We start from the raw sequence: 16942 nt of genomic DNA on the forward strand, positions 1-16942 counted from the left end.
GGGTATGCAGAACGAGTACTGGTTCGAAGACGAGTTGGCCCAGCACCTCGCCACGAATGGGTGGGATTACTCTAAAGACGACACCGGATATGACCGGGCGCTCGCCATCTTTCCGGCAGATATTTTTGGCTGGCTGAGCGACACCCAAAGGGACGCTCTCAGACAGAGGGTAAAAGAGTCGGACTCTCCGATCTTGCAGACCAAAGCGCAGCAACAACTACTCACCCGCCTTACCCATCTGCTCGACAAGCCGTTCGAGCAAGGCGGCGGCACATTGAATGTGTTGCGGCACGGGTTCAAAGACATTGCAACGCAGTTTGATATGTGCCAGTTCCGTCCGGCGCAGAGCCTGAATCCCGTGACGCTCGAGCGATACGCGAAGGTTCGTTTGCGAGTCATGCGTCAGGTGCACTACTCCACGTCAAATCAGAAAAGCCTCGACCTGGTGTTCTTCGTAAACGGCCTGCCCGTGGCCACAATGGAGGTCAAGACAGACTTCACGCAGTCCGTCGAAGACGCCAAGACGCAGTACAAGAAGGACCGCAAGCCGCGGGATCCAATAACTAAGAAGGTTGAGCCGCTGCTCGGTTTTGGCAGCCGTGCGCTAGTGCACTTCGCCGTCTCCAACTCTGAGGTGTGGATGACGACACGCCTCGACGGAGACGACACTCATTTTCTTCCCTTCAACATGGGTAACGACGGCGGCAAGGGCAACCCGGAGAATCCGAATGGGTCACCGACCTCGTATCTGTGGGAGCGGGTGCTGCAGCGTGACGCATGGCTTGAGATCATCGGCAAATTCCTGCACGCCAGCTCATGGAAAGAGACGGATGCCGTCACCGGTGAGGTCGCGACGAGACAGTCGCTGCTGTTTCCACGGTTTCACCAGTGGGAGTCGGTCACTTCACTGGTGCAGGCCGCGCGTACCGAGGGCCCGGGCCACCGATACTTGATCCAGCACAGTGCGGGCTCGGGCAAGACGAACTCCATCGCGTGGACCGCACATCAACTCAGCTCTCTTCATAACGACGCAGGCACGAAGGTATTCGACTCAGTGATCGTCGTCACCGACCGTACGGTGCTCGACGACCAATTGCAGGATGCGATCTACCAGATCGATCACAAATCCGGTGTAGTCGTGCCGATCACAAAGGGCGGGGCGGACTCGAAGTCTTCGGCGCTTACGAAGGCGCTGACAGACCGGGCACAGATCATCATCGTGACGATACAGACGTTCCCATTTGCTCTCAAAGCGATTCGCACCTCCGGAGCCCTCGTCGGCCGCAACTTCGCGATCATCGCCGACGAGGCGCACTCGTCGCAGACCGGAAACACGTCCGCCAAGCTCAAGCACGTGCTCTCGCCCGATGAACTCGCTTCTTTGGAGGATGGCGGAACGTACGATGTCGAGGCGCTGCTCGCAGCTGAGATGGAAGAGAAGGCGTCGGCGGCGAACATCAGCTTCTTCGCCTACACGGCCACTCCGAAAGCTAAGACGCTGGAGCTATTTGGGCGCATCGGCGAAGACGACCTGCCGCATGCGTTCCACGAATACACCATGAAGCAGGCGATCGAAGAACGATTCATTCTCGATGTTCTGCAGAACTACACGCCCTACAAGCTGGCGTTCAAGCTTGCACACAACGGTCGCGAGTACGACAGCACAGACCCTCTCGTCGACAAGACTAAAGCCGCGAAAGACCTCATGCGCTGGGTGCGACTGCATGACTACAACATCTCGCAGAAGGTGGCGGTGATCGTCGAGCACTTTCGCGACAACGTCGGCTGGCGCCTGGGAGGACAGGCCAAGGCGATGGTGGTTACTGGTAGCCGGCTCGAGGCGGTGCGCTACAAGCGTGCCTTCGACAAGTACGTGAGCGAAAAAAAGTACTCGGGTCTCGCGGCACTCGTCGCCTTTTCCGGCGAAGTCACCGATGAGGAGGCTGGCGAAGAGTCGGTTACCGAGGTCACGCTCAACCCCGGTTTGAAGGGGCGGAGCTTGCCAAAGGCCTTTGCCACGGACGACTACCAGGTCATGCTGGTCGCAAACAAGTTTCAGACGGGATTCGATCAGCCGTTGCTGGTGGCCATGTACGTCGATAAGAAGCTCTCGGATGTTGCGGCGGTGCAGACGCTGTCACGACTGAATCGAGTAGCAACCGGCAAGGATCAAACGTTCGTGCTCGACTTTGTCAACGACCCGAGCGAAATTCTGAAGGAGTTTCGCAAGTACTACCGCACAGCCGATCTTGCTGGGGTCTCGGATCCGAACGTCGTGCACGAGCTACAGAACAAGCTCGACCAGGCACTCATCTACGAGGAATCTGAGGTGGAGGGCGCCGCAAAAGCGTGGATGTATGAGGAAGGCAACAATGCGCTCACGAAGTGGCTGACCCCCGCCAAACAAAGATTTGCCGGCCAGTATGCCGATGCGATCAAGGCGGAGGATGCCGGACGCGTTGAGGAGTTGGTTCTTTTCCGCAAAGACCTGAACAGCTTCATTCGCGCATACGACTTTCTCTCTCAGCTCATCAATTATCACGACACAGGGTTGGAGAAGCGGTCAATCTTCTACCGGCTGCTTGCGCCTCTCATCACCGGATCAGAGAAAGATCGTCCGATCGATCTGACCGGAGTGAATCTCAGTCACTACAACCTGCGGGCTGAAGAGGCCGAGGATCTGCAATACGGCGATGAGGGCGAACTTCTCAAGCCGTTTACGGCCGTGGGCTCGGGCACAGCAAAAGATCCCGAGTTTGTGCGGCTGAGGGAACTCATCGACAAACTCAACACTCTGTTCGAAGGTGACGGACTCACGGATAACGACATGGTCGGCTTCACCGGGTACGTTGGCGGCAAGTTCGATGAGAACGACCGACTCCGGGAGCAGGCCAAGGCGAACAGTTTTGAGCAGTTCATGGGAAGCCCCGATCTAGGTAGCGCCTTTCAAGAGGCTGTCATCGAGTCGGATGAGAACTTCCGGTCGATGAGCGAACAGGTACTAGGCAGCAAGAGCATTCAAAAGGCCATTCTTGACTTGCTGGCACGAGAGTTCTACGACAGGCACAGGCGCGATGACGTTGCGTAACAGCGTCGACGACTTACAGCCGCTGCTTGTCCGTTAGGTGTTGAATTCGGCGAACCGCCGGGCGAGCGATTCGCGCGACGGACGTTCCTTCGGCCTCGAGGGCAGTGTCAGTTTCTGGCCGTGCATGTCCTGCAATCCGTGCCGCAACATCGGGCCATCAATCTCGTTCAGCAGTTCGCGGTCGATTTGGACTTCGTAGTCCGGCGTGATCCCGAGGAGGTTGCGGTCGTACGCGGCGTGATGAATTTTGCACAGAGCCAGTCCGTTGGTGACCCTGGCCATACCATCGGCATCGGAATCCGCGATGATGTGGGCGGCATCCAATAGATCGGCATGTTTCAAGTGACAGATAGAGCACGTTGTTGCGTATGCACGCATAACGCGAGCCCGAAAGAGCGGCTGATGCAGACGAGTTCTTACGAGCTTTTCAGCGTAGCTACGTTCGTCAGCATCTAGATTCAGAGGGTCCTTCACGAAGCGGAGCGATGGGTCTAGCGAGATCAGGAACTGGCGTCGGTCCTGATCGTCGGCCTCGACGTAGACCGGGTAGTAGGGAACGAATGCGCCTGGTCTAACGGCGTGGAGGTAGAGGAGCGGTGCGCGGGTTTCGAATGCCCGGCGGAGCTTCTTGTTGTCGCCACCCTCACGAGATTGGTAGGAGTAGTGAACAAAGCCATCGGACGTGAACGAGTCGGCGTAAGGGCTTTTGATACTCGTCAAGATGGACAACGTCGACTCGAAGTCGGCGGGGTTTCGGATTCCTCGGGCTGTGTCTACGAGCGGGATGTTCTCGGTACCGAACGTGTAGTTTCGGAGCTCCTCGCGCGTAATCTCCGATGCGCCCGTCGCGAGCTTCTGATCGAGCCACCGGAAGACGTCCTGCCGGACCAGTTCTTCTTCGAGCGCGCTTCTCATCATGAGGTCATGTTTAGCAGCCAAACACTTTCACATGGGTGCTCATGACGCAGCGGTAGTCGCCTCACACAAATCGCACATGATGATGTCGGCGGTGAGACATTACGTCCCATGCCGAACCGTCCACTCGCAGACCAGATGACTAGGGTGCCGTTATGACGGAGTGGCGACGAACAAGGACAATGCGCTCCCGAGCCCTCGCGGCCGCCGCCCTCACCGCACTCCTCGCTATCACCGCACTCCTCGCTATCACCGCATCCGGCTGTTCGCTCCTCAACCCGCAGCCACCCGATTCCATCTCGAGCACTGTCGACCAGGCCGTTACCGATCTGCGCTCGACGGCTGGCGTCGCATCCGTCACCTCGAAGATCACGTCATACGACCCCATGGATGACGGCACACCGTCGAGTGCCACGGCCTGGTACGCGAGCATCTCGGTCGAGACGAAGCCGAATGCAGCTGACCTGCCTGGGTTGGCGGATGCAGTGGCGGATCGCATCGCTGCGGTCAAGCGGGTCGTGCCAGTGAACGGCCAGCTGCACCTTTCTATCGGAGCGCACGGAGTCGGCACCACGATCTCGCTCCCTGTCGACGGCGGAAGCTCCGATGCGACGCCGGCGAGCCAACTCGTCACGACGGCCGAGCAGATTGCCTCGATCGATTCCGTCTCGTCAATCGAACTGGGTCGGCCTCACAATCCGCCCTCGATCGGGGTGACGAGTTCGGCCGATGTTCCCGCCGCAGCAACCGCCGTGCGCCAGCTGCCCAACTTCGGGGTCGGTGACCTTGCCTCTGTGACGGTGCTCTACTCGGCCAGCGACGAACCACACAACACCACGAGGGTGACGATGGATGCCGCATCCCCGTCGCCCGAGATTCTCAGCCTCATCGGGAGGCTGACCGAGGAGCCGGGCGTCGCATCCGTCTTCTTCACGGGTGTGCAGCCGACCGACGGGGCGCCGGTCGTAATCGATGCGGCAGGATGGCGGCCCGCCCTGTCGGTCGCCGTCAACGACGAGCAGACTCAGGCGGCGGTGGTCTCGCAGCTGGAGGCGTTTGCAGATGCGCAGGCTCTCGACGCCGCTATGCCTCGGTCGTCCTTCGAGGTCACGGTGTATCCGCAAGACATGGCACGCGTAAAAGTCGACGGCTTCGTGGGGCTGTCTGCCGGCTCGCCGGCTCCCGACGATGCGCGCAAACCAACACCTTCGCCCGCTCCGGCGCCACTGCCCCCTCCTCCCGCACCAGAGACGCCCGACGAGCAGGCCGCGCGGGTGGCGAACGACCAGGTCGCCATCGCCCAGCTATTGGATGCCGCGGGCGACATCGCCGGGATCCGCGGCACCCCGACGATCCAGACGGTCGCATGCCAGGCCGAGGGGATCGATTCGGGCCTGCGGGTGGAGGGGTCGGTCGTGATTCCGATCTTCAAGGTCGCGAAAACCGCCGATGCGGCCTACGCCGCCATCACGGATTCATGGAAGGCCGCGGGGATGTCGCCGGCGGGCGGTGCGATGGGCAGACTCGCTTTCGGCACTGCATCGACGACCGCGCCAGTGCAGCAGACGACCATTCGCGGCACGGCCGACGGGCTGAGCATCACGGCGCAGGGGCGTTGCTGAGTGCGCACTGGTCGGTGATCTCGATACACCGACTCGGCCGCCCGAGGCGGCCTTCGGCTACTCGATCAGCGCCTAGCGTCGGGCGGCCTTTAGCTACTCGATCAGCGCGCTGGGCGCCTAGTGGCGCATCTGCCGTTCGCGCGCCAGCTCGACCACGATGCCGCGCGCATCGCCGGGGTTAGCCGCGTCGTACCAGAGGCGTGTCTGTTGGCCGTCGACCACGGGGTCGCTCTGCTCGATCACCATGGTCCTCTGCACCCAGCGTTGGGTCCCCTGTAGGTCGACGAAGGTGAAGGTGACAGTCGTCAGAATGCGTGGGCTCTCGCGAAAGAAGTCGTAGCCCTTGTTGCGGACGGTGGCTGCGGTGAGGGTGCCGGTGCGCATCGTGCGTTCGTCGCGTGAGATCTGTCGCCGTCGACTGATCGCCGCGACCAGGCCGAGCACGAGAAAGAGCACCCCGAGCGCGAGAAGCACAGCGGCGATCATCCCTGCCAATGCGGGAGAGCCACTCGGCTGCGCGACGATGAAGAGACCGGTTCCGCCGCCGATGAACCACGCTGCGAGACCGTAGCCGATGCCGACGTCGGCTCTCCTCATGACCGTCCATGACCATCCGATCGACCCGAGGATGGTGATCATCAGCCCGACAATCGCGCCGACGATGGATTGCCACGGCGGTTCGCCCATGCCGTCGAACAGCCCGAAGCCGCCCCATCCGTAGCCGAGACCGAAGCCACCGCCCAGCAGAACAACGAGCAGAAAGATGACCCGGCCGAGGCTGGGGCGTCGCGGCGTGCGTTGAATGCGGGCGAGTGAAGGATCGACGGTGCTCATGGGGGCCTCCTGATGCCACGTTATCGCGCTGCAATTCAGGATCAATCGTGATCTGAGTGCCTTTTCGCGCTCGGTGCCCCGGTCGAGCCTGAGTTGCAGCGCCGGGCCTACGCCGAGGTGTGCACGTAGACCCGACTGGAGGCGGCTCTTTGCCAACCTGAAAGTCTGGCGTGATGCGTCAACCTCACGGTGCCAATTTTAGTTAGACGATCGTATTATCAGCTGTCGCGCGAACGAGCGCTTCTTACGAGCCTTACCCGAGGGTAAAGAAGGAGATCAACGTGAACAGTTCCATCAAACGATCGGGGGTCGCAGCCGTGCTGCTTCTCGCCGCCTCTATGGCGGTGGTTCCCGCGGCAGGGGCCACGGCCGCGACCGCTGACTCGTCTGGGATGGTGAACTACGTCGCCCTCGGTGACTCGTACGCCGCGGGCCAGGGGCTTGCGACGCCGACCGGGCAGCCGGCCGCCGGATGCAACCAGACCGCCGAGGACTACCCGCACCAGCTGGCCGCGAAAATGGGCTACAACCTCACCGACGTCACCTGCTCCGGAGCCGTCACAGAGAACATCAGCAAGAATGCGCAGCCCGTGACGGACCCATCGGGGGCGGCGCACTCCGTGCCGATCCAGGCATCCGCCCTCAACGCCAGCACCAACATCGTGACCGTGACCATCGGCGGTAATGACGCAGGCTTCGCCTCGGTGATCAAGTCGTGCGTCGCCTCATCGGCAGACGGGCCGGTCGCGGGAAGCAACCAAGACTTCAAAGACTCCAACTGCAAAGACCAGTACATGAAGAAGGGCGTCGACACACTATCGAAGAACATCGCCGACAAGGTGGCGCGACACCTCGAGTCGACGTTCAAGACCATCAAGAAGGCGGCCCCGAACGCTCAGATCTTCGTGGTCGGCTACCCGTCGTTGTTCCCGGATGCCGCCAGCACCCCTGCAGCGGGCTGCTATACCGACCTGGGAACAGAGCCCTCCTCTGTCTCGTTCACCGCGACCGATGTCGCATACCTGCACTCCGTCGAGGTGCAGCTGAACCAGACGATTGCCGAGCAGGCAGCTGACGCGGGTGTGACGTTCGTCGACAACCTGCCCGCGAGTGTCTCGCACAGCATGTGCCCGCAGGGACCGAGCTCGTACATCAACGGCATCGCGTTCAACAGCGCTGATACGGGCCCCCTGGTGAACCCGGCGTCGCTGCACCCCAACCTCGTGGGAGCGACCTTCCTGGCGACGCAGACGTATGACGCGGTTACCGCCTCGGGGTACTAACAACCGTTCGCCGTCGAGGCTCGGATGGGATCTCCGGACCTCGACGGTGGGCCGTCGCGCTGAGTCGAGTCGAGTCGCGTCGTATCGCGCAGCACATCGCGTCGGCCCCGGGCGCAATTCAGGAGGAACCTAAGTAGAACGACGTTTTCGTACGTGGGAACTGCCTTTTTCCTGAATTGCGGCGGCAGCTCCTACGCCGACCCGCGCTCCACGAGCTCGATCGGAATCCACGTCTCGCGCTCGACCGCTTCTCCGGCGATCAGCGTCAGAAGCGCCTTCACCATCTCTGCGCCCTTCTCCGAGGTGTGCAGGTCGACCGTCGTCAGCTGCGGCTTCGTGTCTGTCGAGAAGGAATTGTTGTCGATCGTGCTGATGGCCACATCATTCGGAACTGAGATTCCGTGCTCGCGTAGAACGGACAGGGCGCCCGACGCCATCTGCGCCGACGCGACGAAGAGCCCGTCGAACGGAACCCCGCGCGCAAGCAGGCGTTCCGCCGCCGCCGCCCCGCTGGCCGGGGTGTAGTCGCCCTCCTCGACCAACTCGAGCGCGTGCTCGGATGCCGATCCAGAAGTCCCAGCCGAACCAGAACCACCCGCAAGCCCCGCCGCCTCGAGCGTCGAACGCCACCCCGCCAAGCGGTCTCGGGCTGCGGTCGCGGCGAGTGGCCCGGTGATCGTGGCGATGCGCGTGCGCCCGCTCTCGATCAAGTGCTGCGTCGCGATCGCCGCCGCTGCCACGTTGTCGACATCTACCGTGTGCGCCTCGAACTCGAGGTCGTCGACGGGCCGCACTCCGAAGACCACGGGCAGCGAGCGTGACAGATCTAAGTACGTGGCCGACGAGCTGTGGTGTGAGAGCAGCAGAGCCCCATCGACGCTTCCGCTCTGCAGAAAACGGTGGGTCTTCTCGGCGTCTGCTTCGCTCTCGATCAGCAGGGTGAGCGTGTAGTCGGTCGTCGACGCGTACATGGCCGCGCCCTGAATCACCTCGGCGAAGTAGGGGTCGGCGAAGAACGCCGCCGTGCGCTCGGGGATCACCATCGCGATCATCTGGGTGCGGCGACGCACGAGGTTACGGGCGGCGCGGTTGGGCACGTAGTGCAGCTGCGCGATCGCCGCATTCACCCGCGTGATCGCCTGCTCGGTCACGCGGGGCGATCCGTTGATCACGCGCGACGCCGTCGACTTCGAGACTCCGGCCAGCGCGGCCACCGCCTCGAGGGTCGCGACCGCAGGGGCGGTCGGCGCCGAAGCGGCCGACGAAGCCGCAGCCGCATCCGAAGCCGGATCCGATGCCGGAGCGGCAACCGTAGTCGAGGCCGACGCCGAGGCCGACGCCGAGGCAGCAGACGCGACCACGACCGGGTCAACACGCGCAGCCCGCTCAATGCGGGGGATGTCGGTCGTCACGTGGGTGCCCTGCGATCTACTAGTCGAGATGGTCGTTCAGCGCACACGAGAGCGCTGGGATCACTTTATGTGGTGTTCCCTCAGCTTTCGCGCGCGGCGCCCTATTCAGGAATCGCGTGCGAACGGATGAGCTTCGACAGCCACCGCCCGCTGTCTTTCACCGTGCGCTGCTGCGTCCCGTAATCCACGTGAACGATGCCGAACCGCTTGCTGTAGCCATAGCCCCACTCGAAGTTGTCGAGCAACGACCACACGAGATATCCGCGCAGATCGACTCCCCGCGACATCGCCCGATGGGCAGCCGTGAAGTGCCGCCGCAGATAGTCGAGCCGCTCATCGTCATGCACTCGAGCTCCGTCGACACCGCCAACCACCTCATCGTCAAAAGCCGCACCGTTCTCGGTGATCATCAGCGGCAGCCCCGGAAACTGCTCCGCCAGCGACACCAGCAGCTCCTCGAGACCGTCCGGGGCGATGTTCCAGCCCATCGCGGTGAACGGCCCATCCTGCGTAAGAAATTCGACATCGAGGCTGCCCGGCCAAGGCGACCCACCGACATCCTTGTGCCCGTCGGCGTTCTCGCGCGGCGACGTGCCGTTCCACATGCGCACCCTCGCCGTGGAGTAGTAGTTGACGCCCAGAAAGTCGAGCGGCTGGTGAATGATCGCGGCGTCTCCGGCGTGCACGAACGACCAGTCGGTGACATCGGCGGTGTCGGCGATGAGATCGGCCGGGTAGCCGCCCGCCAGCATCGGGCCGGTGAATGAACGGTTGGCCAGCGCATCGATACGCCGGATGGCTTGCGGCGAGGTCTCGTCGTCTCCTCGGATCACATGGAAGTTCAGCGTGACGGACACCTCGGCGTTCGGCACGACCTCGCGCAGCACCTGCACCGCGAGGCCGTGGGCGAGATTGAGGTGGTGCATCGCCGCGAGGGCATCGGCCCCGGATGTGCGGCCCGGCGCGTGCGCGCCCGATCCGTACCCGAGAAATGCGCTGCACCACGGCTCGTTCAGCGTGGTCCAGACCTGCACCCGGTCGCCGAGCTCGGTGGCCACGATGCGGGCGTACTCCGCGAAGCGATACGCGGTCTCGCGGTTCGTCCACCCGCCCGCGTCTTCGAGAGCCTGCGGCAGATCCCAGTGATACAGGGTGGCGATGGGCCGGATGCCGCGGTCGAGCAGTCCGTCGACCAGACGCCCATAGAAGTCGAGCCCCGCCTCGTTGGCCGGCCCAGAGCCGAGAGGCTGGATGCGCGGCCACGCGATCGAGAACCGATACGCCTCGAGCCCCAGCTCGGCCATCAGATCGAGGTCGGATTCGAGCCGGTTGTAGTGGTCGTCGGCCACCTCGCCTGTGTCGCCATTGACGATGGCGCCAGGTGTCGCGCTGAACGTGTCCCAGATCGACGGGCCGCGCCCATCTGCGGTGACCGCTCCCTCGATTTGATACGAGGCCGTCGCCGAGCCGATCACGAAGGCCGTGTCGAAGACGAGCCCGGAATCCCGGTAGTCGGGGTTGCCCGCGGGGCTCTCCCTGGTGTCGGGAAGGATGTCGATGGTCATGTCAGCCTTTCACTGCGCCTTGCATGATGCCCGCCACGAGCTGCTTGCCCGCGACGATGAAGAGAATGAGCAGGGGAATCACCGAGAGCACGGCGCCCGCGAGCACCATCGAGTTGTCGGGAGTCTGCCCGCCGCTGGCGCTGAGCGCGGCGAGCGCGGTCTGCACGCTCGGATTGCGCGGGCCGAGCACGAGCAGCGGCCAGAGGAAGTCGGTCCAGGCGGCCATAAACGTGAAGAGTGCGAGTACGGCCATGGCGGGCCTCGCGGCCGGAACCGCGACGTGCCAGAACGTGCCCCACATGCTCGCGCCATCCATGCGTGCGGCCTCGATGAGCTCGTCGGGAATCACGTCGACCAGGTACTGCCGCATGAAGAACACGCCGAAGGCCGTCACGAGCCCGGGCACGATCACGGCCTGCAGGGTGCCGATCCAGTGCCACTCGGCCATCAGCATAAAGAGAGGAATGATGCCGAGCTGCGTGGGAATCGCCATGGTCGCGATGACTGCGAGCAGCAGGCCGTTGCTGGCCCTGAAGCGCAGCTTGGCGAACGAGTAGCCCGCCAGCGTCGAGAAGAACACCACCGAGATGGTGATGGCACCCGAGATGATGATGCTGTTCGCCAGCGCCTGCCAGAACGGCACCGTCGTGAAGACCTCGGCGGCCTTGTCGAGAAAATTCGGGCCGGGCAGGATGGCCGGCGGCACGAGATTGGTATCGGACGACTGGCGGCTGCCGATGACGAACGACCACCAGAGCGGGAACGCGGAGCCGATGAAGAACGCGGCGAGCAGCGCGTAGCTGAGCATGCCGGGGCGCTCGTAGGCCTTCTTTCGGCGCGACCGACGCTCGGCCTCGAGAAGCCGTGGCGTCGCATCCGGTTCTGAGGCCGGCCTGGTGATCAGCGCGGTCATGACGCCGCTCCTTTCGCTCGCTGCGCGGCCGCGGGGCCGGATGCGATGGGCACCGGTTTCGCGTCGGCCGTGCGGATGGCGCGGGTGATGGCGAAGTTGATGAGCCCGGCCAGGATGATGATGAGGAAGAGGATCCACGCGGTGGCGGAGGCCCGGCCGAAGTCTCGGCGGGGGAAGGCCAGCTCGTAGAGATAGAGCACGATCGTCTGGAACTGGCGGTCGCTGCCGCCGTTCGTGCGGCCGTCGAAGAGCTTCGGCTCGGTGAAGATCTGCAGCCCGCCGATGGTCGACGTGATGACCACGAAGATGAGCGTCGGGCGGATCATGGGAACGGTGATCGACCAGAAGCGGCGGATCTTGTTCGCGCCGTCGAGGGCGGCGGATTCGTAGACATCGCGCGGAATCGCCTGCATGGCGGCGAGCAGGATGAGGGCGTTGTAGCCCGTCCAGCGCCAGTTGACCATGCTCGCGATCGCGAAGTGCGAGGGCAGAACGTCGAAGGCCCAGCGGATGGGCTCGAGCCCGAACGCCTCGAGGAGCCCGGCGACGGGGCCGTGGTACTGGTTGAAGATCTGCGCGAAGATCACGGCGACGGCGACCGGGGCCACGATGTAGGGCAACAGGATGCTCATGCGCCAGAAGGTCTTGCCGCGCAGCGCCTGGTCGAGCAGGGCCGCAAGACCCGTGGCGATGATCAGCTGCGGGATGGCCGAGAGCAGGAAGATGCTGATCGTGTTGCGGAACGCGTTCCAGAAGAACGGATCGCTGAGGACCTCGACGTAGTTGTTGAGGCCGACGAAGTCGCCCTGGCCCTTGAGCAGGTGCCAGTCGTAGAGCGAGACGTTCAGCGTGTACGCGATCGGAAAGATGCCGATGAGCGCGAAGAGGATGAAGAACGGCGCTATATAGAGGTAGGGGGAGACCCTGTAGTCGAAGCGGGCGAGCTTCTGCTTGAAGGTCAGGTCGGGCTTCGCCGGTTTCGGTGACCTCGGCGGTGTCGACGGGTGTGACGGTTTCGTCAGGGTGGAGCTGGTCATCTTTGAGCCAATCCGAAAGGCGACGCGGGGTGCAGGTGGTGTGGGTGGGGGCGACTCGACGAGCCCGCGACAGACGTGCGGTTCATCTGCCGGTCCTGTCGGACTCGTCGAGCCGCCCCCGGAGGTGGAGCTGGGAAGCTAGCCGACGATCTGGTCGAGCAGCTTCAGCGCTTCCTTCCAGGCGGTCTCACCGTCGGTGATCTCGCCCTGGCTCACTCGGTCGAAGACGGGTCCGAACACGTTGTCCTGGATGTTCGAGTCCTCCGGTCCCTTGACCTGGGCGATGACGCCCTCAGAGCGGGCAGCGAAGATCTCGCCGATGGGAGCGTCGTTGAAGAAGGCGCTCTTCGTGTCGGCGACGAGCTTCTGGCCCTCGACGGTGCTGGGGTACGGGCCAGCCAGCTCGAACGATGCAGCCTGCTGCTCGGGAGCGGCGAGCCAGAGAGCCAGCTTCGCTGCCTCTTCCTTGTGCTCGCTCGACTCGGAAACACCGAGGAAGGCGCCGCCCCAGTTGGCCGATCCGCCGGGAAGAACGTCGGCGAAGTCCCAGCCGCTGTCGGTCGTGCCCTCGTCGTAGTAGCCCTGCACGATGCCGAGCATCCAACTCGGGCACATGTAGACGGCGTACTTGCCTTCCTTGGCCTCGGGGCCGACGTCCCAGCCGGGGAGTCCGGCGCCGAGTCCGGCCTTCTCTGCATCGACGATCTTCACGAACTGGTCTTTCAGAACGTCGTTGCCCTCGATGTTGAGGGTCTCGCCGTCTTTCTTGTAGTAGCCCTCCTCCTGCTGGTTCACGAAGGAGTTCCAGAAGAATCGGGGGCTGTGATAGAACGCCTTGCCGCTCTTGTCCTTGTACTCCTGGCCGACCTCGAAGAAGCGATCCCAGGTGGCGTCTTCGCCGCCGAAGTACTCGGCGACCGCGGTGCGCTCACTCGGAAGGCCCGCCGCCTCGAACAGGTCGCCGCGGTAGCAGAGACCCTGGGGGCCGATGTCGAGACCGGCGCCGATGACCCGGCCATCGGCATCCGTGCCCTGCTTGAACTTCCAGTCGAGCCACGAGTCCTTCTCGTCGTCGATTCCGTAGTCGCGCAGATCGACGAACGAGTCGCTGACCTCGGCGATCGTGCCCAGCCAGCCCTCTTCGATGGCGACGATGTCGCTAAGGCCGGTGCCCGCCGCGATCTTCGCGTAGGCGTCGTCGCGAGCCGCGCCGCCGCCCTCGAGGTTGGTCGCCTCGATGGTGACGTTGGGGTTCTCCTCCATGTACTTCTCGTAGTTGGCGTCGACGCCCATGGTGCCGAACGTGGTGATCGACAGGGTCACTTTGCCCCCGTCTTCACCGCCGTTCGACGAACCGGATGCCGCGCATCCTGTTGCGATTAAAGCCAGTGTTGCGACGCCGGCGACAGACGCGGCGATTTTTCGTCGTGAAGGTTTCACGGTCACTCCTTTGTGTGCGTGGGCAGTGCCAGAGAGCGCTCTCATTTATTGATGTTTTGTCAGCCGTGGAAGCGCTCCCATGGGTTGCGAGAAACACTAGGTCGCGGTTCGCTGGGAGTCAAGAGTTTTCGTGGAACCGTTCCCACGGATGCGGAATTGTGACCTCGTGTGGGTTGTGGGGTGCGGGGGTGCGGGGTGCGGTGTGTGGGGTGCGGCTGCGGGGTGCGGCGGCGGACTGCGGACTGCGGACTGCGGTGTCGGCTGTGCTCGCGCCGGTTGGGAGCATCCGCGCCTACTCGTCCAGGCGCGGATGGACCGAACAGCAGCGGATGCGCCCACGGACTCCGTGTTCGTGGCCCGGCGCCGCCGCAATTCAGGAGCGATCGGCCGAAACGAGTGTTTTCGCGCTTGGCCGGCCTCTTTTTCCTGAAATGGGGCACTGCGCAATACTGAAGAGCGTGATCAGCGCCGTCGAAGTCGAAGAATGTGCCCTCTCGATCGACGACGTCGCTCTGCTCGAGCCCGTCTCGTTCGCGGTCGAAAGCGGCCAGGCGCTCGCCGTCACCGGCTCGAACGGCTCGGGCAAGACGACTCTGCTGCGCATTCTCGCCGGACTCGCGCGACCCACCTCGGGGGCGGCGCGCATCCAGGGATCTGCCGTCGACGAGCGCAGCGCCGCGTTCCGCAGGGCGGTCAGCGGATCGATCGGGCGGCCTCCCGTGGCGCGAGATCTCACACTCGAAGAGCACCTCGCGTTGGTCGCCGCGTCGTGGGGCGAATCGGTGGATGCCGCACGGCAGCGCGCCGCGGCCGAGCTCGAGCGGTGGCAGCTGGGTGCGCTCCGCCGCAGGTTTCCGCACGAGCTCTCGTCGGGGCAGTCGCAGTTGTTCGCGCTGGCGCTCGCGGTGGTGCGCCCCTACGACGTGCTCGTGCTGGATGAGCCGGAGCAGCGGCTCGACTCCGACCGGCTCGGCATCGTGAGCCAGGTGCTGCTCAGCGAGATCGGGGCGGGGCGCACGCTGGTGTTCGCGACGCACAGCTCGGTCTTGGCCGACGCCGTGGCGACGCGGTCGATTCGCCTCGGCGACGTTTTCACGCGCAGCGTCGCGGCTGAGATCGACAGCGCGGGTCGCGACGATGCTGCGGTGGAGGGCGAGGGCGCACGGGGCGACCACCCGGCAGCCGGCGGCGCGGCGGGCGACGGCGCGTGACCGACGCGGCCACGAGCATCCGGCCCGCGGGCGTGCCGAGCGCGCGCGAGACCGCGGCGTCGCTGCGGGCGGTGCGCGTGATTCGGCGGGCGCGCTCCGAGGGGCGTTCGCGCGGCGACGTGGCCTATGCCGTGTACGCCGGAATCATGGTCGCGGCGATCGTGGTGGCACCCATCGTGCGCGCCGTCGTTCTGTATCTGGCCGAGCCGGCGGCATCCGCTGTGCTCGTCGAGGTGGGGCCCGCCACAAGCGGAGCCGTCTTCGCGCTCGCGTGCGCCGCATTCGTGGCGCTCGGCGGAGTGCGCGGCCCGGCGCTGGTGACACCGTTTCTGACGTTCGCGGTGGTGGGCGGTGGGCATCCGCGGCGACGCACGCTGCTGAGGCCGATGGTGCGCGCGGTGCTCGGGCTGACGCTGGCGGGGGCCGCGATCGCGCTGCTGCTCGGGCTCGTTCTGGTGACCGTGGGCAGCGCGTCGGTGGGCGGCGCGGGTGCGTTCGCGGGGGCGGGTGCGCTGGTCGGCATCGTGTGCGCCGGATGCTGGCTGCTCGGCCAGCGTGCGTCGGCTGCGGTTCGCACGGGTGTGGTGGGCGGGGTGCTGGCGAGCGCGGTTCTGTGGGCGGCGGTGCCCGGGGCGTCTGCCGTGTTGCCGTGGGGGTGGATCGCGGAGCTGTTTCCCGCCGGGGTCGTGGCGGGCGGCGCGATCGGGCCGCTGCTGGGGCTCGGGGTTCTCGCGGTCGTGGCGCTCGCGGCCGTCCCGCTGCTGCTCGACGGGCTTCGCGGGCCGGGGCTGCTGGCTCAGGCTCAGCGCTGGCAGACCGCCGGAACGCTCGCCTTCACGGGTGACCTCGCGATGGCGATGGGGGAGTTCCGGGCGGTGCCGCGGCGTGGCCGAGGTCTGGCGGCTCTGGGGCGCGGTGGCGGTCGCCGTCGCGGCGGATTGGTGGGGGTGTTCGCGCGGCGCGACCTCGTGGGGTCGTTGCGCACGCCGGCGCGCTTCGTTCTGGCGTGTGCCGGATGCCTCGGGTTCGGTCTGCTGATCGCGGTGGCGGTCGGCGCATCCGGGGTCGCGGTGTGGATCGCGGCCTGCACGGCCGCGATCGTGGGGTTTCTCGCGCTGGGGGTATGGAGCGACGGATTCCGCCACGCGGCCGAGGCGGCATCGGCGCCCGCGCTCTACGGGGTGTCGACGCTGCGCCTGGTCGGCCTGCACGCGGTGCTGCCGGTGGTCGCGGGCGTTCTGTTCTCGGCGGGCGGCGTGGTGATCGGATTCGTTCTGTGGGGCGGGGTTGCGTGGCTCGCGCTCGGCGCGGCCGTGTTGAGCGTGCTGCTGCTCGTTCTCGTTCGCGTCTACGACTCGGTGAAGGGGCCGTTGCCGCAGGAGCTGATGGCTCCGATTCCGACGCCGGCGGGTGACGCGTCGGCGCTGGTGGTTGCGGTGTGGCAGGCAGACGCGGTGATCATCGCGTGCGTGGCGGTGGGAGTCGTCACAGCGAACGTCGCTTCGGGTGGGGTGGCCGGCGTCGCGTGGGCGGTGGCGTTCGCGGTCATGGTCGGCTGGATGGCGCGGCGGCGCGTTCTGGCGAGCTGACGCGTTCATCGAGTTGCACGAAAACGCCGCTTC

Annotated in this window: 12 protein-coding genes; 5 read left to right on the forward strand and 7 right to left on the reverse strand. The window is 64.8% G+C overall.

Annotated elements, in window-relative coordinates; all coding sequences use genetic code 11:
• The first annotated feature begins 4 nt into the window (after positions 1-4).
• The gene (locus CCK87_RS10320) at positions 5-3088 is read left to right on the forward strand and encodes a type I restriction endonuclease (RefSeq protein WP_249273840.1); all 3084 of its coding nucleotides are present in this window, start codon (positions 5-7) and stop codon (positions 3086-3088) included.
• A 33-nt stretch (positions 3089-3121) separates the two neighbouring features.
• On the opposite strand, the gene CCK87_RS10325 is transcribed toward CCK87_RS10320, so the two are convergent.
• Entirely contained in the window at positions 3122-4006 is an 885-nt protein-coding gene (locus CCK87_RS10325) for an HNH endonuclease (RefSeq protein WP_212638214.1), read from the reverse strand.
• 179 nt (positions 4007-4185) lie between these two features.
• Between CCK87_RS10325 and CCK87_RS10330 the strand changes: the two genes are divergently transcribed.
• Positions 4186-5625, forward strand: coding sequence for a hypothetical protein (locus CCK87_RS10330; RefSeq protein ID WP_086461381.1), 1440 nt, complete (start codon positions 4186-4188; stop codon positions 5623-5625).
• A 117-nt stretch (positions 5626-5742) separates the two neighbouring features.
• Here CCK87_RS10330 and CCK87_RS10335 read toward each other — a convergent pair whose 3' ends face one another.
• A complete protein-coding gene (locus CCK87_RS10335) occupies positions 5743-6459 on the reverse strand; it encodes a DUF3592 domain-containing protein (protein WP_086461382.1) in 717 nt (238 codons plus the stop codon).
• Between the two features lie 281 nt (positions 6460-6740).
• Here CCK87_RS10335 and CCK87_RS10340 point away from each other — a divergent pair, with 281 nt between their 5' ends.
• Entirely contained in the window at positions 6741-7742 is a 1002-nt protein-coding gene (locus CCK87_RS10340) for an SGNH/GDSL hydrolase family protein (RefSeq protein ID WP_086461383.1), read from the forward strand.
• 191 nt (positions 7743-7933) lie between these two features.
• Here the strand turns inward: CCK87_RS10340 and CCK87_RS10345 are convergent, their stop codons facing one another.
• From CCK87_RS10345 to CCK87_RS10365, 5 genes are all read right to left on the reverse strand, one after another.
• Positions 7934-9154 carry a LacI family DNA-binding transcriptional regulator gene (locus CCK87_RS10345; protein WP_249273841.1) on the reverse strand — a complete coding sequence of 407 codons (1221 nt, stop codon included), beginning with the start codon at positions 9152-9154 and terminating at the stop codon, positions 7934-7936.
• A 101-nt stretch (positions 9155-9255) separates the two neighbouring features.
• A complete protein-coding gene (locus CCK87_RS10350) occupies positions 9256-10719 on the reverse strand; it encodes a GH1 family beta-glucosidase (RefSeq protein WP_086461384.1) in 1464 nt (487 codons plus the stop codon).
• Position 10720: 1 nt separating this feature from the next.
• A complete protein-coding gene (locus tag CCK87_RS10355; protein WP_086461385.1) occupies positions 10721-11632 on the reverse strand; it encodes a carbohydrate ABC transporter permease in 912 nt (303 codons plus the stop codon).
• Positions 11629-12669, reverse strand: a complete 1041-nt coding sequence (locus CCK87_RS10360; RefSeq protein ID WP_085484070.1) for a sugar ABC transporter permease — start codon at positions 12667-12669, stop codon at positions 11629-11631. The genes CCK87_RS10355 and CCK87_RS10360 overlap by 4 nt, the downstream gene beginning before the upstream one ends.
• 138 nt (positions 12670-12807) lie before the next feature.
• Positions 12808-14109, reverse strand: coding sequence for an ABC transporter substrate-binding protein (locus tag CCK87_RS10365; RefSeq protein WP_086461979.1), 1302 nt, complete (start codon positions 14107-14109; stop codon positions 12808-12810).
• Between the two features lie 458 nt (positions 14110-14567).
• Here CCK87_RS10365 and CCK87_RS10370 point away from each other — a divergent pair, with 458 nt between their 5' ends.
• Positions 14568-15320 carry an ATP-binding cassette domain-containing protein gene (locus CCK87_RS10370; protein WP_086461980.1) on the forward strand — a complete coding sequence of 251 codons (753 nt, stop codon included), beginning with the start codon at positions 14568-14570 and terminating at the stop codon, positions 15318-15320.
• A complete protein-coding gene (locus CCK87_RS10375) occupies positions 15317-16909 on the forward strand; it encodes a hypothetical protein (RefSeq protein ID WP_086461386.1) in 1593 nt (530 codons plus the stop codon). Before CCK87_RS10370 ends, CCK87_RS10375 begins: the two co-directional genes overlap by 4 nt.
• Positions 16910-16942 lie beyond the last annotated feature (33 nt).

Source organism: Agreia sp. VKM Ac-1783 (assembly GCF_900177765.1).
GTDB lineage: Bacteria > Actinomycetota > Actinomycetes > Actinomycetales > Microbacteriaceae > Agreia.